The organism is Jatrophihabitans telluris (assembly GCF_023516435.1).
In the GTDB taxonomy this organism is placed as follows: Bacteria; Actinomycetota; Actinomycetes; order Mycobacteriales; family Jatrophihabitantaceae; genus Jatrophihabitans_A; species Jatrophihabitans_A telluris.
In genome coordinates, this window is the sequence record NZ_CP097332.1 from 2,401,583 (window position 1) to 2,420,680 (window position 19,098).

At 68.3% G+C, this 19,098-nt stretch carries 14 protein-coding genes and 1 tRNA gene; 6 read left to right on the forward strand and 9 right to left on the reverse strand.

Annotated elements, in window-relative coordinates; all coding sequences use genetic code 11:
• The first annotated feature begins 164 nt into the window (after window positions 1-164).
• On the forward strand, window positions 165-1,871 hold the full coding sequence (locus M6D93_RS11240) for a hypothetical protein (RefSeq protein ID WP_249769280.1): 1,707 nt from the start codon (window positions 165-167) through the stop codon (window positions 1,869-1,871).
• A 213-nt stretch (window positions 1,872-2,084) separates the two neighbouring features.
• Here M6D93_RS11240 and M6D93_RS11245 read toward each other — a convergent pair whose 3' ends face one another.
• Together M6D93_RS11245 and M6D93_RS11250 are read right to left on the reverse strand one after the other, a co-directional pair.
• Window positions 2,085-2,618 carry a DUF1990 domain-containing protein gene (locus M6D93_RS11245; RefSeq protein WP_249769282.1) on the reverse strand — a complete coding sequence of 178 codons (534 nt, stop codon included), beginning with the start codon at window positions 2,616-2,618 and terminating at the stop codon, window positions 2,085-2,087.
• A gap of 73 nt (window positions 2,619-2,691) precedes the next feature.
• On the reverse strand, window positions 2,692-3,021 hold the full coding sequence (locus tag M6D93_RS11250) for a VOC family protein (protein WP_249769284.1): 330 nt from the start codon (window positions 3,019-3,021) through the stop codon (window positions 2,692-2,694).
• A gap of 272 nt (window positions 3,022-3,293) precedes the next feature.
• Here M6D93_RS11250 and M6D93_RS11255 point away from each other — a divergent pair, with 272 nt between their 5' ends.
• Window positions 3,294-4,694 carry an FAD-binding oxidoreductase gene (locus tag M6D93_RS11255; RefSeq protein WP_249769286.1) on the forward strand — a complete coding sequence of 467 codons (1,401 nt, stop codon included), beginning with the start codon at window positions 3,294-3,296 and terminating at the stop codon, window positions 4,692-4,694.
• A gap of 100 nt (window positions 4,695-4,794) precedes the next feature.
• Here M6D93_RS11255 and M6D93_RS11260 read toward each other — a convergent pair whose 3' ends face one another.
• On the reverse strand, window positions 4,795-8,214 hold the full coding sequence (locus M6D93_RS11260) for an ATP-binding protein (protein ID WP_249769287.1): 3,420 nt from the start codon (window positions 8,212-8,214) through the stop codon (window positions 4,795-4,797).
• Window positions 8,215-8,332: 118 nt separating this feature from the next.
• On the opposite strand from M6D93_RS11260, the gene M6D93_RS11265 reads away from it, so the two are divergent.
• Window positions 8,333-9,646, forward strand: coding sequence for an amidohydrolase family protein (locus M6D93_RS11265; RefSeq protein ID WP_249769288.1), 1,314 nt, complete (start codon window positions 8,333-8,335; stop codon window positions 9,644-9,646).
• Window positions 9,647-9,933: 287 nt separating this feature from the next.
• Here the strand turns inward: M6D93_RS11265 and M6D93_RS11270 are convergent.
• From M6D93_RS11270 to M6D93_RS19385, 3 genes are all read right to left on the reverse strand, one after another.
• A tRNA-Val gene (locus M6D93_RS11270) sits at window positions 9,934-10,005 on the reverse strand.
• Between the two features lie 49 nt (window positions 10,006-10,054).
• Window positions 10,055-10,492, reverse strand: a complete 438-nt coding sequence (locus tag M6D93_RS11275; protein ID WP_249769289.1) for a TIGR02611 family protein — start codon at window positions 10,490-10,492, stop codon at window positions 10,055-10,057.
• A 131-nt stretch (window positions 10,493-10,623) separates the two neighbouring features.
• Window positions 10,624-12,207 carry a C40 family peptidase gene (locus tag M6D93_RS19385; protein WP_283818574.1) on the reverse strand — a complete coding sequence of 528 codons (1,584 nt, stop codon included), beginning with the start codon at window positions 12,205-12,207 and terminating at the stop codon, window positions 10,624-10,626.
• Window positions 12,208-12,647: 440 nt separating this feature from the next.
• Between M6D93_RS19385 and M6D93_RS11285 the strand changes: the two genes are divergently transcribed.
• Together M6D93_RS11285 and M6D93_RS11290 are read left to right on the forward strand one after the other, a co-directional pair.
• Window positions 12,648-13,439, forward strand: coding sequence for a (2Fe-2S)-binding protein (locus M6D93_RS11285; protein ID WP_249769290.1), 792 nt, complete (start codon window positions 12,648-12,650; stop codon window positions 13,437-13,439).
• 60 nt (window positions 13,440-13,499) lie between these two features.
• The gene (locus M6D93_RS11290; RefSeq protein WP_249769291.1) at window positions 13,500-14,375 is read left to right on the forward strand and encodes an NAD(P)-dependent oxidoreductase; all 876 of its coding nucleotides are present in this window, start codon (window positions 13,500-13,502) and stop codon (window positions 14,373-14,375) included.
• A gap of 21 nt (window positions 14,376-14,396) precedes the next feature.
• Here the strand turns inward: M6D93_RS11290 and M6D93_RS11295 are convergent, their stop codons facing one another.
• Together M6D93_RS11295 and M6D93_RS11300 are read right to left on the reverse strand one after the other, a co-directional pair.
• Complete coding sequence (locus tag M6D93_RS11295; protein WP_249769292.1) at window positions 14,397-14,885, reverse strand: hypothetical protein; 489 nt, start codon at window positions 14,883-14,885, stop codon at window positions 14,397-14,399.
• Window positions 14,886-14,949: 64 nt separating this feature from the next.
• Window positions 14,950-16,170 carry an EAL and HDOD domain-containing protein gene (locus M6D93_RS11300; protein WP_249769293.1) on the reverse strand — a complete coding sequence of 407 codons (1,221 nt, stop codon included), beginning with the start codon at window positions 16,168-16,170 and terminating at the stop codon, window positions 14,950-14,952.
• Between the two features lie 248 nt (window positions 16,171-16,418).
• Between M6D93_RS11300 and M6D93_RS11305 the strand changes: the two genes are divergently transcribed.
• Complete coding sequence (locus tag M6D93_RS11305; RefSeq protein WP_249769294.1) at window positions 16,419-17,075, forward strand: flavodoxin family protein; 657 nt, start codon at window positions 16,419-16,421, stop codon at window positions 17,073-17,075.
• Window positions 17,076-17,147: 72 nt separating this feature from the next.
• Here the strand turns inward: M6D93_RS11305 and M6D93_RS11310 are convergent, their stop codons facing one another.
• Window positions 17,148-18,962: a putative bifunctional diguanylate cyclase/phosphodiesterase gene (locus M6D93_RS11310; RefSeq protein ID WP_249769295.1), complete on the reverse strand. Its 1,815-nt coding sequence runs from the start codon at window positions 18,960-18,962 to the stop codon at window positions 17,148-17,150.
• Window positions 18,963-19,098 lie beyond the last annotated feature (136 nt).

The window sequence follows — 19,098 nt, forward strand, 5'->3', positions numbered from 1 at the left end:
GAATCATCGATGACTTCGGCCCGCGTGGCCCCAGCGTAGCCGTGCCACCTGATGTACCGGCCCACTCACTCCTGTTGATCAACTGGTCTCGCACATCGAGGAGGTTGGTCAGCTGGAAGTGGTATCTGGCGCTGCCGTACACGCTCGTGAACGCGGTTGGGTACATGTCCCAGCAGAAGAATCAACCCCCAGGTAGCGACGTCGCCGCGGGAGGACCCCGGCGCTGGGACGAGAGTCGCACTCGATTCGCCTCCGTCGCGGTCGGTCTCGTACTGACGTTCCTGACCTACTTGTGGCTCCTCGCGATCGCCGAGACCATCGGCCGCCGCCTGTTTCTCGGCGTGACGTCCTCACCGGCGGCGGGACGTGTCATCGCAGCCGGTGTGGGGATATCTCTGCTCGCTGCAATCGCGCTTCGGCATCGTCTGGCCGCCGCCGCCTGCCCGTGGTGGGTCTCGTGCCTTCATCTGCTGAGCGTCGCCATTGCAGCGGTGGGCGTCATTGTCTATCGCCCAGCGCACCGGCGTATCGACGCGAGCTGGGTGCCGAGCATCTTTACGACCTACGGGCCCACGGCCGCATACGACCCTGATCCCGTCACCGTCCCGAGTCGGGCAGAGCTCATTGCGTCAAGACAGGTGGCGCCCTACCTGGATGCCATGACCACAACGGCTCTCCTTGCGCTCGCCACCACTCTGCTGATCGCTCTCGCTCTCGTGGTCATCGCGTGGTGGGAGGAGCGCTCGACCAATCGACCTACGACGGCAGCGTGGGGGTCGGCGCTGGGGCTGGTGAGCTCGGTTGTGCTGCTGGTTGGCGTGGCGTCCTTGCTGAGACTGTTCGTTGACAATGTGTTGTCATACATGTCCGGCCACGATGTCGCACCGTGGGGTGGCCCGAACAGGTATGCGCCATACTCGGCTCGTCTCTTACTGCCACCGTTGAGGACGGATTACGCCCAGCCGAACGATTACGTCATGGATCTGCTCGCGGGCATCGGCATACTCGGCGCGACCACGTTGGGTGTCGCCATGGTCCTGTTCAACCTGACGAACAGCGGGGCCAAGCGGTCCGCCTTGCCGGACAAACGGGACTTCGCCAGCAACCCGGTGAGAGGTCTTTCCGGCGCCCGATGGCGCCGCGGGTTAGTGCTTGGACTGAGCGGGTCATTGTCCCGAGCGATCGTGGCAAGCACAGTGCTGTCGGGTTTCGGCCTTTGGGCGCTGGAGCGCTGGGTGTTCTACGGCACGACGCAGGCCTGGGTCTGGACCGTGGTCGGCGTTCAGGCCGCGGCCGCGACCGCTCTCATCGTCGTCCTCGTCGGCAATAAGATCTCGTTCGTACACAAGCCCATGGCCATGTTTGCCGATCTGCTCGGCTTCTGGCCGGTCGCCAGCCACCCGCTGGCGGGCGCCTCATACCGACGTCCGGTCGTGTCGGGCATCCTCAACAGCGTCGAAACGTCCGCTGCGGGCTCATGTGTACTGGTAGGGCACAGTCAAGGATCGGTACTTTGTGCCTGGGCGGTGTCCTTGCTCAGCGATGAGCCCACTCGGCACAGGGTCGTTCTGGTCACCTGCGGTTCTCCACTTCGATCGCTGTACGCGTTGTTCTTTCCTGCCGTGTTCGATCAGGCCTTCTTTGCCGCGGTCGAGAACAATTCGGAGCAGTGGGTCAACTTCTGGCGCGACACCGATCCGATCGCGACCGAGATCAGTCCAGGCACGTCCCGGGACATCCGGATTCCGGACCCGGACGAGCACGGCCGTCTCCTAGTCCATGGCGACTACTGGCTCGCTGAACAACAGCGGCACTACGTCGACCTGCGCGTCGCCGAGCTCTCAATTCCCCTACCGGAGCTACAGCCCTGATCTGTGCCCTGGTCGTTGACCTGGGGTTTCGGGAGTCAGGCCACCCCGACCTCATCGCCCCGACGATGACTCCACCGGCCAGGGCTGGCACAGACATCATGCAGCGATTCTCCCAATCGGGTCGTGACGTCGACGATTCGCAAGATCCATATCGGCGCCGACTGGACGGTGCACTCAATGGCGGTGAAGCCTTGCTCGTCGTTGTCAGCCGATCTACCGGCTGAGGGAACGCAGGTACCGGCCGGTCACAGTCCTCTGCATACTGCGAGCCACCGGGGTGGCCAGCTTGGCGAGCCGACTCGAAGGCCTGGAGAACGCGCGAATCGTCAGAGTGACTCCCCCGGTCGGCGCGACCTGGAGCAGGAACAATTCCTCGCCCGACTCGGGGTGTCCCGGCAGCGTCCCATAGGCGAACCCGCGCCGCCAGGGCTCGTCGACCACGTACACGATGCGACACGGAGCTCCGACGCGCAACGGACCAATCCCCAGCCGAAGGGTCACGACGGCGTCCGCAACCACGTGCAGCGCTGACGCTTCGACACCGACGCCCGCGTTGAGTTGAACCTGCCAGGCGAGAAGGGCCTGTGATGCAGCGAGAAAATCCGTACCGGTCAGCGTCGCCGTCCGCTCGAGCCAGTCGTACCCCGACGGAAGCGTTTCGCCTTGAGTCTGACCCACCTCTGGATAGGTCAAAGCTGCTCGACGGAGTTCGTCCTCCCGGACAGCATCAAGCAGCGTCGCCTCCACTGGTCCATCATGCCGCGACCGATACCGGGGCACGGTGGGCCGGTCTGGCAACCGAGGCCTAACCGGCGGTTTTCTACCGACCCCGCAGGCCGATCGGGTTTCCGTCGCCGTCGGCGAGCACGCAGACCCGTGCCTCGGGCGCAACCTTGCGCGGGGCGCTCTGTTCGGTTGCGCCGGCGGCGAGCAGACTTTCCCGAGCCGCGTCAAGATCGTCCACGTCGGCAAAGGCGACCGGACCGGCCGTATCGCCCGAGGGATTCAAACTGACCTCGAAGCCGTCGACGTTGTAGCCGACGTAGTAGGACTCATCGGTGTGCGGTGCGCCGAGCAGCGCCGTATAGACCGCCTTCGCGGCCGCCAGGTCGGTCACCGGGATCACCAGGCTGCGGATCGTCGGGCTCATGTTCGTCTCCTTGACGCTACGGCGGTCATTGGGGACCGCTGCTTCGTTGGCACGCCAACACGCTACTTCGGCTCGCTGCTCGGGGCTTGTCGATTTCGGCCGACCTCGTTGAACAGTGGCCAGATTGTGCCGGGCGGGACTTGCTCGGCAACCCTTCCCAGCTGTGCGTTCCCGATCGGCCCTCCGCCCACCAAGACCACGCCAAGCATCCGGCAAGTAGGGGGCGCCATGGTGATGCCCGATCACCCAGCCCCTCTGAACCGGAGAACATCATGACCATGCCCGCCACCACCGTCCCTGACGCCGCAATCGATTCCTTTGCCACCGGCATCGCGGGCACCGTGCACCTGCCCGGTTCCCCCGGGTACGACTCGCTGGCGTTGCCCTGGAACGTCGCGGTGCCCAACCGTCCGATCGCCGTCGTCGAAGCGGACTCGGCCGAGGATGTCGTCGCCACCGTGCGCCACGCGAACGAGCACGGGCTGCGCGTGAGCGTCCAGGCGACCGGCCACGGCGCGGTGGAATACGAAGAGCGTGGCCTGCAGGTCAACACCTCGGCGCTGCGCGAGCTCACGATCAGCGCGTCTGGTGCCGTGCGAGCCGGCGCCGGGCTGGTGTGGAAGGACGTCATCGACGCGGCCGCACCTCTGGGCTTCGCCGCCCTCGCCGGATCTGCGCCGGGTGTCGGCGTGGTCGGATTCCTCACCGGGGGCGGCATCGGCCCGGTGGCCCGCACCTACGGGGTGTCTGCCGACTACGTGACCGCCTTCGATGTGGTGACCGGCGACGGCCTGCTCCGCCGGGCCAGCGCGACCGAGAACCCGGCCCTGTTCTGGGGTCTGCGCGGAGGCAAAGGTGCGCTCGGCATCGTCACGGCGGTCGAGTTCGACCTCGTTCCCCTCGTGACGATGCTCGGCGGTTGCTTGTACTTCGACGGCGCCGATGCCGCGACGGTCTTACAGCGGTGGGCAAAGTGGACCGCCACCCTGCCCGAGCAGGCGACATCGTCGGTCGCGGTCATCCGGCTGCCCGCGCTGCCGGGGGTCCCCGAGGCGTTAGCAGGCAGGGTGGCCGTCGCCGTTCGCTTCGCCTGGGTCGGTGACCCGGACGAGGGCCGCCGCGTGCTCGCCGAGATCGAGTCGGCCGGACCGATCATCTTCGGCGGCGTCGACGTCATGCCGTACTCGGCCGTGGGGATGATCCACAGCGACCCCGTCGATCCGATGCCCACGTACGAGGCGGGCACGTTGCTGAACTCGCTGACTGGGGAGGCCGTCGACACGATCGTGAACCTGGCCGGCCCCGACGCCGACTGTCCGCAGATCATCGTCGAACTGCGCCACTTGGGCGGGGCGATCTCGCGGGAGCAAGGCGGACCGAGCGCCGTCAGCCATCGCGAGGCCGCCTACTCATTCCTGACGATCGGCATCGCGGCGCCGCCCGTCCTCGACGCAACCCGCGACCACGCGGCGGAGGCACTCAGAGCGCTGACGCCTTGGAGCGAGGGCACCTGCCTGCCGAACTTCCACGCCTGTGCTGACCCGGTCGAGTTCGCGCGCAAGTACGACACGGCAACTCTCGATCGACTGGCTACCCTCACCACGGCCTACGACCCGTCGGGCGTCATCGCCTACGGTCACATCGTCCGTGCGGCCGCCTCGATCCCGAGGTGAACCACGACCGGCCGCGCCGCGCGGGAGGCGAACGATTGTCCGCGCGGCGCGGCATGGTTGCGCTCGAACCGGACGACGCCGATCAGGCAGCATCCGTCGATCACTGGAGATCGCGGGCCCGGCGGGCGATGCCGCTCATGCCGCGTACGTCGGCCTCGTGGGCGATCGCGACGAGTTCGGCACGCAGTTCGGGCGTCAACTGGGCGTCGGTGACGGCCCAGGTCGCCGCCTCCAGCCGACAGTGGACCAGGGCGGCGGCACCGCCCGAGCGCTGTGCGACCGCGAACGCCCGATCGAGATGATTGCGAGCGGTGACCAGGTCACCGAGCAGTCGGGAGAGCCGGGCCATCGCCAGCGCGACCGGTCCGAGCACACCGCACTGGCCGAAGGCCGCAACGCAGTCCCGCACCGGCGCCAGCGCGGCGAGCAGTGGCGGCGCCAGCTCACACAGTCCACGGTCGGCGACACAGTGCGCCAGCAACGCCCAACGTCCGTGCGAGGTCCAGACCTCCGGCTCGAACCGACGCACCTCGACCGCGAGCGCCTCGTCACCCTCCGGTGAACCGGTCGCAGCGGCCGCCGCCGCCCTCGTCCATTGCGAGACCATCGGGTTGGACGGCACCGGCCCGGGCAGCTCGTCGAGACGGCCCTGGTCCCACAGCAGCGACAGCTGGGCCAGTTCGAAGGTGCCGGCCTGCTGTAGCTCGGTGCGCCGGTGCGCCAGTTCGGCCCGCTCGTACAACTCGGCGGCACGAGGCAGGTCGCCCTGCCATTGAGCCAGCGCCGCCTCGGCCCACCGCAGCTGCACCCGGTTGATCGGCAAGCGCAGAACGTCGGCACCAACGGTCGCGATCTGCACGAACTCGGCGCACTCGGTGGTTCGGCCCAGATTGAGCAGGGCCATCGTGGCGATATTGCGCCGCAGCACGTCGTCGGCCGCCGCGGTCTCGTGCTTCAGAGTGGCCAGGCGATCGCACAGCTCGATCGATTCCGCCGAGCGGCTGGCGACACCCGCGTAGGTCAACGCCCGACCCAGCAGCGCGTCGGCGAGTACCGCGTCGTCGCCGGTCTGCTCGGCCAGCTCGATCGCGCGCCGGCTCAGGTCGTCCGGCACGCTCGGATCCGGGTCGTAGCAGCGACCGATGGCGGTGACCGCGAGCACGCGGGCGCGAGCTGCCGGGTCATCGCGCAGCACCCCGTCCAGCCCGCTGAGCGTGACCATAAGCGGGGCCGGGTCCGAGCCGTAGACCGGCCACGGCCACGATCCCGACACCCGCAACAGGTTGGCCGCAAGGCGGCCCACGGACTCGGTACGACCGGCTCGCAGGGCCTCGATGAGCGCAGCGTCCAGGACGTCGAGCACCGCTTGACCCTGGCCCAACCACGCCATCGCCCGCAGCTGCGCACTGATGTTCGCGTCCCGCTCGTCGGGGTCGGTTTCGCTCAGGCGGTCATAGGCGTCCACTGCCGCCTGCCACCAGCTCGCCGCGGCGTCGTACATCCAGCGCTCGTCCGCTGCGTGGGCCGCCGCGCGGAAGGCCCGATATGCCAGCTGGGGATCGGCGATCCGGCCGGCCGAGAGGAGGTGTCTAGCCCGGCGCAGCAGGTCCGTCAAAGTGTCCGATCCGGCCAGCAGCTCGGCGGCACGCAGGTGCAGGCGGGCGCGGCGCAGCTCGGCCATACCCGCGGCCAATTCCTCGCGCAACAGAGCGTGGGCGAAGCCGTAGGCCGCGCTGTCGGGAGAGCCTCGCAGCAGGTCGAGGTCGGCGGCATCGTCGAGCAGGTCTGAGACCTCGATATCGTTGCGGCCGGTGACCGCGGCGAGCATCGGCACGTCCATAGGTTCGCCCAGGACCGCGGCCGCCTGCACCGTCTCCAGCAGGTCCGGCGGCAGCCGCGAGAAGCGCTGGCGCAGCACCGTACGAACCGCGGCCGGAATGAACTCGCCCCGGCGCTGGTCCCCGGGCAGCCGGGCGTACTCGATGACGTAGAACGGAGTTCCCCCGGTGCGGGTGGCCATCCCCGCGGCGTCGTCATCGGCCGGCCGCTCTCCACTGACCAACTCGACGAGATGGGCGACCTCACCGACGCTCAGCGCGGACAGGCCGATCTGCCGGCTGTCCGGGCGGCGGGCCAGTGCGCCCAGCAGCCGCTCGAGTTCGGGACGCCCCCGGGTGTGCCTAGTCGTCACGATCACGGCGAGTCCCGGGTCGGTGACGGTCTCGGCGAGGAACGTCAGGAACGCCAGCGACTCGCGATCGCCCCAGTGGACGTCATCGACCACGATCAGCAGCGGTCGCTGCGCGACCTGAGCTCGCACGACAGAAGCGGCGTGTTCGAAGACGGCGAACCGCGCCACATCGACGTCGAAGCCTGCCTGCTCGAGCCGCACGTCGGCCTCGGCACCCAGCGACCGCAGCAGCTGCCGGATCGGCCAGCCCGCAGGTACCTCGTCCAGATCCGGACACTGACCACGAACGACTCTCCCCCCGTCGGCGACCCAGCCGTCCATGGCGTGCTCGGCCAGGCGTGTCTTGCCCATTCCCGCCGGACCGCTGATGACGACCCAGCGGGCTCCGTTGGTACGAGCCGCGGTCAGCGCTTCACTGATACCGCGAGTCTCATCGGCGCGTCCGACCAGCGGCGCCGCGTCGGCCGATGTCATTTGCGGTGCAATGGCGGCGCTGGGCTTCGGCACCTCGGGTTCGACGATTCCGACGACGATGCGCTCGTCACGACCAGGCCAGCGGGCGATATCTGGATCCTGTCGCAGGATCGCGCCGTGGAGATCGCGCAGGGCCGGACCGGCGTCCAGACCCAACTCCGCGTCCATCCGAGCCGAGAAGCCGCGGTAGGTCTCGAGCGCCTCGGCCGTGCGGCCCGCCCGGTACAGGGTGATCATGTGCAGCCAGGTCGCGCGCTCGACGAGGTCTTGCTCGGCCAGCAGCACCGTCGATCGCGCCAGCGCCGCGGCGACGTCGCCCGTCCCCAACAGTCCGATGACGAGGTTTTGCCTTGCGCCGGCCCGGTATTCGTTCAGCGGGCCGGCAGCCACCCGCACCCATTCCTCGTCCCGGAGATCATCGAGGTACCCCCCGCGCCACAGCCCGAGCGCGCCGTCGGCCGCCTGGACCGCGGCGCTCCATTCACCGCGGCCGACCGCGGTTGCGGCGAGGTTGGCCCGCTCGAGGAAGAGCGCGACGTCGACCTCGGCCCGATCCACATCGAGCAGGTATCCGCCCGACCGCCGCACGATCGGCGGAGGCGAGGACGGATCGTCGCGCAGCAGTCGTCGCAGGCGCGAGACGTTGGCGTGCAGGCTGGACTGCACGCTGGCCGGATGGTCATCGCCCCACACCGAGTCCACGATGCGGTCGGTGCTCACCACGGCGCCGGCCTCCTGCGCGAGCACCGCCAGCAACGCGCGCTGCTTGGGCGGGCCGAGAGCAAGGGACGCGCCACCACGCTCGACCGCGAGCGGTCCGAGGAGGTGGTAACGCAACACGTCCCGGATTCTCACATGCGCACGGTGACGCGGCCTTCTTGTCGTTATCTTGGCGCGTTCCCCGCTTGGAGAGCAAGGAACCTGCAGGCAGCGGCGGGCACGCTCGGCCCACATCAACCTGGGAGGACACACCATGACCACCGACCCCCGCACACTGCTGATTCAGGGCGCGACCGTCGTATCGCTCGACCCGCTCATCGGCGTCGTCCACGGCGGCGACATCGTCGTCCGGGACGGAATCATCGTCGCGGTAGGCACCGCTATCGACGTGCCCGGTGCCGAGGTACTGGATGCCCGCGGCACGATCGCGATCCCGGGCTTCGTCGATTCGCACGTCCACGCCTGGGAAGGGCAATTGCGCGGACTGGCCCCGATGGCTGACTTCGGTTCCTACCTCGGCCTCACCGCGTTCGGCCACGGGCCGCGTTACCGTCCCAGCGACATGTACGCAGGCACGTTCGCCACCGCGCTCGCCGCGCTGGACGTCGGTATCACGACCATGGTCGACAACGCGCACAACGCCCTTACGCCGGCGCATTCGGAGGCGGCGATCGAGGGCGCGGTCGATGCCGGAATCCGTGTCGTGCACGCAGTCGGCGCTCCATTCGGGGCGGACCTCGATCATGTGCCGGCCATTGCCGCCCAGTTGCGCGACCGCCTCAGCGGCCCGCTCGTGGACGTCCGACTGTTCGACATCAATCCGACCCCCGAGCTGTGGGCCTTCGCCAAGGGCGCCGGCATGTGGGTTTCGAGCGAGATCGGGCCGCACACTCCAGGACTCGAGGCACGCTTCGAGCACCTGCAGCGGGCTGGCTTGCTGACCGAGCAGCACGCTCTCAATCACTGTTACGACCTGACCGAGCGGACGTGGGAACTCATCGCCGACAGCGGTGCTTGCGTCAACCTGTGCCCGCGCTCGGACGCCACCTTCGGACTCGGCTCGACGATCCCACCGGTCCGGCAGGCCTTGCGTTATGCAGCCGCCATCGGTCTGAGCAACGACAACGAGGTCAGCTACGCGGTGAACATGTTCGCCGAGATGCAGACATTGATCCTCCGGGACCGCGCCGAGCAGTTCAGGCTGGCTGCCCGTGGTGACTCCGCCCGGCCGGATGCGTTGACGCCTGCACAGGTTCTCGAGTTCGCGACCCTCGGCGGGGCTCGGAATGCCGGCCTGTCCGACCGCGTGGGTTCGCTGACGCCGGGCAAGCAAGCAGATGTGGTCCTGGTCCGTGCTGACGGCGTGCCGACGATCTCCGCGGCCGATCCGATCACGCTGATCGTGAGCCTGGCCCACCCCGGCATGGTGGACACCGTCCTGGTTTCCGGCCGTACCCGCAAGCGCAACGGCCGCCTCGTCGGCATCGACGCCGAAGCTGCGAGGGCGACCATCTCGTCCTCGCGGGACTACCTCTTCGACTCGGCGACTGCTGGGGTCCGCGCGTGATTGAGGCATCGCGCGCGGGTGCCTCTAGAGATCAGAGGGGTCGACGCGCGGCCTGCCTGTAGTTCACCCACGCCGAGCCGCGAACCCTGACGCATCCAACAAGACTGAGGAGTTTGCCGGCCGCCTGCCGCGGAAAACGCGCCTCGATCCGGGGATGGGTCGACCCGAAATCCGTCGTGAGCCGCCGAAGCGGCTGACGGGAACGCGGGGGCACGGAGACCGAGTCGATCGGATGAGACGTGCCTCCAACACGACAGAGGCTCCGGAATCCGGAGCCTCTGTAACGGTGGGCGATACTGGGATCGAACCAGTGACCCCTGCCGTGTGAAGGCAGTGCTCTCCCGCTGAGCTAATCGCCCGCACGTAGTGCGGTCAAAACCTGAGCCAGCTTACATGCCCGTGATCAGGTCAGAAGAACAGGATCCAGCTCACGTACAGCACCCCAGCCAGGCACGCGAGCGCGGCGACGGCAAGCAGGGCCCGGCCCCACAGTGGTTGACGTCTGATCCAGTCCGTCCAGCGACGCAGGACAAGCCGCCCCCAGCCGAGCAACCGGCGCGCCCAGACGAACTCGGTCGCCCAGATCGCGACGCCTAGAAACACCACCGCCCAACCCGGCCCGGGAAACGGGATCAGCACGATGCCCAGGGCCACCACCGCGCCGCCGATGACGGCCACGGCGATCTTCCAGATGGGACGCCCGGCGGGAAGCCGATGCACGGCATCGCGCAGCGGGCGCAGCCACCGTGGCGTTCCCGGCGCCAGCGCCTTGGCCTGCTCCGACCGCGACCCGAGGGCGGGTTCGCCGACGACGACGCTGTCGAGCCCAGCCCTGTGTTCCGACACTCGTCTGCTCCCTCGAAGTGGCCGCACCGGCCGGTACCCGGACCTCGGGTGCCGGCCCCGCACCTGCAACGCCGAGGAGGTCACGTGAAGTTCCGCGGCTGCTACGCCAGCTCACAGGAGCATCTCAGGCCCTACGGGCGGACCGCCAGCGTGAAGTCGCCGAACCAGGAGATCTTGTCGACCCGGACGTAGGCGCCGGTATCGGGCGCATCGAGCATGTAGCCGACTCCGAGGTACATGCCGACGTGATGCAGGTCCGCTCCGAAGAGCACCAGATCTCCGGGAAGCAGCTGGGACGTCTTGACCCGAACCCCTTGGGTCGACTGGCTGCCCGTGTAGTGCGTGAGGTCGATGCCGGCCTTGGCGTAGGCCCACGCGGTCAGGCCGGAGCAGTCGAACGTCGAAGGGCCCGAAGCGGCCCACACATACGGGTCGCCCATCCGTCCCAACGCGGCGTTGATCGCAACCTCGGCTCGCAGCCTGGTGTAGGTCCCGGTCTTGAACGCGGGAAGCCTCGGGTGCACCGAGGTGCCGTTGCCCGGCAGGATCGCCGCCGCCCCGACGACCCCGACCCCGGGACCGTTGGGAGCGGTCAGGGAGTCGGCGGCAAACGGCTCCAGCGAATGCGCGATTCCGCTGCGCCCGCCCTTCTTGGCCGCGGCGTAGCTGCCCATGTCCGGTTTGGCGCCCATGACCTGCTGGGTGTCGACAACCTTCTTCGGGGTGGCGGCCACGAACGCGGGCAGCCCCTTCACCGCCGGCGGTTTTGTGCTGCGGCCGGTGGCCTGTTGCAGCAACGCTCGCGTCGCGAAGGCGATCCGGGCCGCCGAAGACCAGGTCTTGGAGAAGTCGCTCGTCTGGGCCGCCCTCGACTTGACGGCCTCGGCAACGATCGCGTCAGCGGCTTGAGCCGCAGTGGCGACGCCGAGCGAGTCGGGCACGGTGGTAGGCACAACCGTGGCGACCCGGCAGTCCAGAACCGTGTTGCCACCGGCGCCATTGTTGATCGCCACGGCGCACACCTCGTAGTTGCCGGCCGGTACGGGCGCCGCCAGCGTCAGCGAGAATCCGTGCGCGGTGCCATAGCCGGAGTGGGCCTTGGCCACATCGGCGCGAGCGACGCTCGCGGCGGCCGAGCCGTAGGAGTCACCGTTGACCATGATGTCGACATAGGTGGGCGCAGTCGTGTCGGGGTCGATCGTCCACCCCTTGACGGTGAGCGTGCCGTTGGAGAACGAACCACTGTCGAGCACTCCGATCGGCGTGCGGCTTGCGGTGACCGACTGCCCGCCGGCCGCCTTGGCCACGGTGAAGGATTTGCAGCTCAAGCTCGTGTCGTCGCCCTGCGCAAGGTCACCGGCGATGAGGCACACCTTGTGCTTTCCGGTCGGTAGAACCGTCGTACCCGAGAAGCCCCGGTTGTTGCCGAGATTCGGATAGGCCCGGCCCACGTCCTTGCGCAAGCCGTTCGCGAGCACGGACGAGACGACGGTGTTGTCGATCTTCACAACGACGCGCACGGTTCCGGAGACATCCGGATCGCCCGTCCAGCCGCGGAAGCTGACCACGGCGTCCTTGATCGAGAAGGCGTCGACCACGCCGAAGGGGTTGTGCCCGCTCGCTTCGGCCGGCGCCATCCCGGCCGGAACGGCCAGCAGCCCCGCGCCACCCAGGGCGGCACCGGCGATCAAGGCGGAAATACGGGTTCGGTTCATCGAGCAGGGACCTTTCGGGTTGCTGAACAGGCGGGCGGCGTCTCCACTACTCGGTTTCCGGCAGGAGGTGCGCGGGCAAGCCGTACGTACCTCGACGTGACGAAAACCGGTCGCGGTGAACACCGACCGGAGGTCAGCACCTGTAGTCCCCCACCACGAGTGCTTCACAGAAGCTATACAAAAAGTAGCGGAGAGTACAGCCCGCGGCGCAAGAATTTCGGATTTGCACCCGCGACACGCCGTAGATGTCCGTATTTTCGTAACTGAGAGCGACAATTTCGCGGTTGATACGCACGTATAGCTCTGGGTCAGCAGAGTCAGCAGGGACGCATGGGACGAACGTCAGACGCACTACGCTGGCCTCATCATGAACATCGGCCGGTTGCGGACGCGCTGCACAGCATCGGGCTCGCGATCGACACCACGCTGATCGGCGCATCGTGTCCGGTGACCTGACGGTGGGCGCGCTGCGATCCGTAGCCCGTTACGGCCCGTTCTTCGAAGTACAACTCCCCCAGCCGGACAGCGCCGCGCACAAGCCGAGCCCCCAGCCATCGTCCGCGCCGCGGTGGCGACCGCTCTCGGAACTGTCGCACGCCACGACGGTCCGGAACCGCGTCAGCCGTGCGCGCGCATTACTGTGCGAGCGATTGGGACTGCCCGCATCCGCGGTCACGCCCCGCGTGACCGGCTCGATCGTGCTGCTCGGCCTGGCCGCGCGCCTGATTGCGCCTACCTTCGGGGTCGCCACGCAGGGCGGGGCTGTCCGCCCGCTCCTGGCGGCCGACCTGCAGTGGCAGGACGTCGACGGCGGCCCGCTGCCGCTGCGCTACCGACCGCAGACCCCACGGGGTGAGCCAGGGCGGGAACCGGTTCCGGTCCCACTGCCGGCCACCGCCCTCGTGAGTCAACTCTTCGACGAGTTCCTGACCCCCCTACAGCTGCGCTTCGAAACCGAGTACCGGTTGTCCCGACGCATCGTGCTGGGCAACATTGCCTCCGCGGTCGCCGGCGCCGCGCAAGCCATCGCCCGGGCCGAGCCATCGCAGGCGCGACGGGCGGCGGAATTGGCCACCGCGATGCTCAAGAGCGGCCCATTGGCCGGCACGGCTGAGGCTCGGTCACCCGACTCACCGGACTGGGCCATTCGGCGGCGAAGCTGCTGCCTGTCCTACATGCTCCCGGGCACCGGGTTGTGCGCCGATTGCGTCCTTGTGCCGGGGGTACGGTGATTTGGACGTGGATCTGAAGGATTGCTCATCGGGGCGTCCGGATCCAGAAGGAGGATCGACGTGACCAACCGACCGACCGTCGCCATGCTCGGCACCGGCATCATGGGCGCGGGGATGGCGGGCTCGCTGCTGCGCGCCGGGTGCGACGTGCGCGCCTGGAACCGCACGGCCAGCAAGGCCGAGCCGCTGACCGCCGAGGGCGCCACCGTGCCCGAGTCCGCGGCAGCTGCGGTCGAGGGGGCCGACTTCGTCGTGACCATGCTCTTCGACGCCGACGCGGTGCTGGCCGTGATCGGCGAGGCTGCCCACGCGTTCGGTCCGGAGACGATCTGGATCCAGTCCTCCACGATCGGGCTCGAGGGCACGAAACGGTGCGCTGACCTTGCCGCTGAGCGTGGCCTCACGATGCTCGACGCTCCCGTGCTGGGAACGAAAGCCCCGGCCGAGCAAGGCAAACTCGTGGCCTTGGTGTCCGGCGACTCCGCGGCGATCGACCGCGCCCAGCCGGTCTTCGACGCGATCGCTGCCCGCGCCGTCCGGGCCGGGGACGAGCTGGGACGCGCGAGCGCGCTCAAGCTTGCCTGCAACGCATGGGTGGCCAGCATCAACGCCGCGACCGCTCAGTCCATCGCGTTGGCGCGCGGACTCGGACTTGAACCGCAGCTGTTCCTCGACGCCATCGGTGGCGGTCCCACGGACTCCGCCTACGCCCAGGCCAAGGGACAGCAGATGATCTCCGGCCAGTTCCCGACCTCCTTCGCGGTGGACGGCGTCATCAAGGATCTGGAGCTGATCAGCGCCGCCGCCGTCCTCGCCGGGGTGTCGGATCAGGTGCTGTCCGCACTGCTGGGGCGCTACCGGCAGGCCAGCGACGCCGGGCACGGCGGCTCGGACATGTCGGCGGTCTATGCGGGGTTCGCCGCCCCGGAGAGCTGACGCTGCCCGACGGCGCGGCCCTCAGGCGGTGCCGGCATTCTGTTCGCGATGCTTCATCTCCGCCTCGAACAGGTGCCGCGTGCCCTCGACCACGCGACGCCGAGCCTCTGCCTCGACCTCGCGGAAGACGGCGAAATACTGCTCGTCGTACATCTCGACGAGTTCGAACGTCCAGTGCCCGTCGATGACATCTCGTCCGACCAACACGTCGTCGATCTCGTCGGCCAGTTCAGCTTGACCCGCTTCGCCCAGCGCACGGACGCCGTCCTGGAGGATCAGGTCAGCGCGACCGGACAGGCGGTGGAAGGCATAAAGGTGTCCCCGCGCGTCCTCAGCCGCCTCCAGCGCCTCGGAGATCTTGCCGAGTGCGGCGACCGTGGCGTCGTCCATACCGTCGGGCCGGAGCCGAGCCACCGGGCGCTGCGGACGCCGGGCGCTGCCGAAGCGTTGCCGTAGCCCGGTCGATCCGCTACCGGGTTCATTCGCTGCGGGATCGGTGCCGGTGTCCATGCTGTCTCCTCGGTAGGCCTGTCTTGACCGTACCGATAGGTCGAGGAGCGACGCCCGCACGGCTTCAGGCAGCCGCCACCCGGTGCGTCGCCTCGACCGCCCACATGATCGCGTCCATCGACGCCAGGTCGAAGTCGCGGTCGCTCAGGCCGCTTCGCCGAACGTCGGTGGTCCGGCCGGCCTGGTAGTCGGCGACGTCCCGAACGATCTTGCCGACCGGGCTCCGCTGGCCGAACGCGGCTTCTCGCAGCTCGTCGTCGAGCGGAACCCAGCGGTCGATCTCACTGGCCTCGACGCCCAGCAGCACGTCGAAGGCGGACAGGATGCCGGCCGTGAAGGCGACCGCCGACAGATGCGGCACGGTGTTGGCCGACAGCATCTCGCACATCCGGGCCCGGGCGAGCGCCGTCGTCAGCCCGTCGTCCGGTATCGAGGTCTGCTTGCGCAGCAGCAACAACGCTATCCAGCTCTGGACCCGGACCGCCCCGACGAGGATCAACGCATCACGCAAAGTCCGGATCTCGCGCCGAAGGCCGCCGCGGGCGCCGATGGCAGCCAGCTGAAGCAGTTGCAGGGCCAGCGCCGGCTCGGTCCGCAGGATCTGTTCGAGCTCGTCCAGATCGAACTCCGAACCGAGCAGGCTGGCCGACATCCGCAACGCACCGAGCTGGGTGGATTCGAGGGCACGGCCGGCGACCACCCGGGGCCGCGACAACGCGTAACCCTGGAAATAGTCGAAGCCCAGGTCGCGGCACAGCTGCAGTTCCTCCTCGGTCTCCACCTTCTCGGCGAGCAGCTCCACGTCGAAAGTCCGGCAGCGCTCGACCAACGCGATCAGCTCGTCCGTACCGGACAGCCGGCGAAGGTCGATCTTGACGATCGAGGCCAGCTCCAGGAACGGCTCGGCGCCCTCGACCCACACGAAGTCGTCGAGGGCGATGCGGTACCCGCGCCGAACGAGCTTGCGGCAGCCCTCGAGTACCTCCAGGTCGAGCTCGACGGTCTCGAGGACCTCGATGACCGTCCGGTCCGGGGGCAAGGTCACCGGGAGCCGTCCGGTCAGCAGACCGCGGTCGGCGTTGCAGAACACGAGCTTGTCCGCCACGAGCCGGTCCACGCCGATGTTGAGCGCACTGAACAGGACGGTGCTGGTCATCAGGTCGCCGTCGAGCTGGTCGGCGTGGTCGTCGGTTTCGAAGGAACGGAACAGCAACTCGTAGGCCGCCACCTCCAGGCGCGCGTCGTAAATCGCCTGGCGGGCGACGACGAGCTCGGTGTGGGACATCCGGATTCCTTCGGCGTGCTGCGAAATCAGGTGGTGCACGGGTGGCACTGCGGGAGCTCGCAGCCTTGGCCCCGTCGCGACGCGCGCAAGGCGGACTTCGCGGTCGTCGCGTGCTCATAATCGGCACGCCCCGGTCACAACTGAGCGGCTCGGACGTTCCCGGCGGTCACGATCCCGTGACGCTGTACCGATCGGTACGGTGGCCTTAGCTGAACACTCAGCTCGGCCCTCGCTCCGAGAGGCACTGCATGTCCACCCCGTCCGCACGTCCTTCCACGAATCCGTCCGCCGCGTCCGTCGCCCCGCTGCGCGCGGTCGCGCTCGTCTGCACGCTCAACCCGTCACCGGCCCGGTCGAGCAGCGACCTGCTCGCCCGGCAGGTTCTCGATGCCCTGGCCGACCAGGGCGTCGCCGGCTCCACCGTTCGTGTGGTCGACCACGACGTGAAACCTGGGGTCACGCTCGATCAGGGCGACGGTGACGAGTGGCCGGCGATCCGTCAGCAGATCATCGACGCCGACATCCTGCTGGTGTCGACGCCGACGTGGATGGGTCAGCACAGCAGCGTCTGCCAACGGGTGCTCGAACGGCTGGACGCCGAGCTGTCCGAGAAGGACGACCAGGGTCGCCTGCTGACCTACGGCAAGGTCGCGATCGCGGCGGTGGTCGGCAACGAGGACGGGGCTCACCACGTCAGCGCCGTGCTCTACCAATGCCTCAACGATGTCGGCTTCACCATTCCGGCCGGCGGCGTGAGCTACTGGAACGGCGAGGCCATGCACGGCGTGGACTACCAGGATCTGCCCGAGACCCCAGAGGAAGTCGCCTCGACGACCAAGACTCTCGCGGTGAACGCCGCGCACCTGGCCGGTCTGCTCCGCGGGGCGAACTACCCAGCCTCCTGAAACGACGACGCGGTCCGTTCCAGCCGTCCAGCACGACAGTCGGGCGATGGTCGGCGAACACATCCGGCTCCTTCACGCAGCGCAGGTAGCACCGGCCGAGCGAGCCACGAAGGCTCCGAACTCCCCCACCGGGATCGGTCGCGAGAACAGGTAGCCCTGATACCTCGGGCAGCCGAGCTCCCCGAGGATGACCTGCTGGGTCATCTCCTCCACGCCTTCGGCCAGGACGTCCAGGCCCAGGGCGGCGGCCATGTCGATGATGCCCTTCACGAGCGCAACGGCTCCGCTGTACTGATCGAGGTCCCGAATGAAGGACCGGTCGATCTTGACCTGGTCCGCCGGCAGCCGGGACAGGTAGGACAAGGACGAGTAACCGGTCCCGAAGTCGTCGATCGCCACGCGGCACCCCGCCGACCGCAGAGCACCCAGATGCGTCCGCGCCGACTCCAGGTCGGCGAGCAGGCTGGACTCGGTGACCTCCAGGGTGAGCAGGCCCGGCGCGAGGCCGGCCGCGCTCAGGGCGCCGAGAACCTCGGGCACCAGTTCCTCACCCAACTGCAGGGGTGAGAGGTTCACCGACAGTTCGAGATCGGCGCAGCCGGGAAGTTCTCGCCGCCACGTGGAGACCTGCAGCGCGGCGGTACGCAGGACCCAAGCACCGATATCCCTGATCGCACCGGTCTCTTCGGCGAGCTGGATGAATTCGATCGGCGGCACCAGGCCACGCTGAGGGTGGTGCCAGCGCAGCAGCGCCTCGACACCGGACAGCCGTCCGTCCGCTCCGCTCACCAGCGGCTGGTAGTAGAGCTCGAGCTCGTCCTTGAACAGGGCGGTCCGGATGTCGGAGGCGAGCACGGCTCGTTCACGGACCACCTTGTCCACGCCGACGGTGTACGTGGCGACCTGGTTCTTGCCGCAGGACTTCGCCAGGTACATCGCCAAATCGGCGTCGCGAAGCAGGTCGGCGGAGTCACGAGAGCCGGCCAGCGTGCTGTCGGCCACACCGATGCTCACCTGCACGAACAGCTCGCGATCGGCCATCGAGACCGGCGACTGCAGCGCATCGGAGATCCGTCGTCCTACGATCGCGCCCTGTTCGGCGTCGCCGGGAACCAGCACCGCGAACTCGTCCCCACCGAGCCGCGCGGCGAGATCACCCTCCCGGAGCACAGAGCTCATCCGGGCCGCGACGTGCTGGATGGCTACGTCGCCGACGTGGTGTCCCGCGGAGTCGTTGATGGACTTGAAGTTGTCGATGTCGATGAACAGGACGCTCACCACCCGGCCGGGATCGGCCAGGCGTCGGTTGAGCGTCTCGACGAAAGCGGTGCGGTTGGGCAGCTGGGTGAGCGGGTCGGACAGCTCCTGTTGCTCGTTGGCCTTCCAGGCGACGAGATGGGTGGCACTGGCGGCCAGGACGAAGCCGGCGTGGATCAGCGCCCAGCGCACGGGATGCTGCCACTGATCGGCGTTGCCGAAGACACTGTGCGGTGCAATGTGGCCCATGACCGCGTGGTGCAGGACCACGACGAGGATGCAGACGCCGAAGGCGAGCCAGTCCTGGTAGAGCGCGACGACGCCGATCATGACGAAGAAGTGGAAGTGGGCCTCGGTCACGCCGCCGGACAGCTCGACCAGGCCGGCCGAGGCCAGCATCAGGCCCACCGTCACCGACATCGTGCGTACCCGCCGACCGGCATGGGGGTAGGCGCCGAGCGCGGCGGGAACCCCGCTGCAGGCCACGAACAGGACAGCCGTGCCGGTCGGTTCGTGCCGGAGCAGACCGAAGATGCCGATCGCGACCGCTTGGACGAGCGCGAAACGGGTGATCCATCGGTGGCGCCGGGCCCAGACCGTATCGGGAAGCCGACGTCCCTCAGGCAGCACTGCACGTAGGGTCGCGATCACGGTCTTCAAGATCGTCGTCGGAACTCGAAAGCTGAGTTGGTCGACGGCTTCTTACCCCGCGTAACCGCCGTAATTACTGGCTGTGATCGCCACGGCCAGTCCGAAGATGGCGACC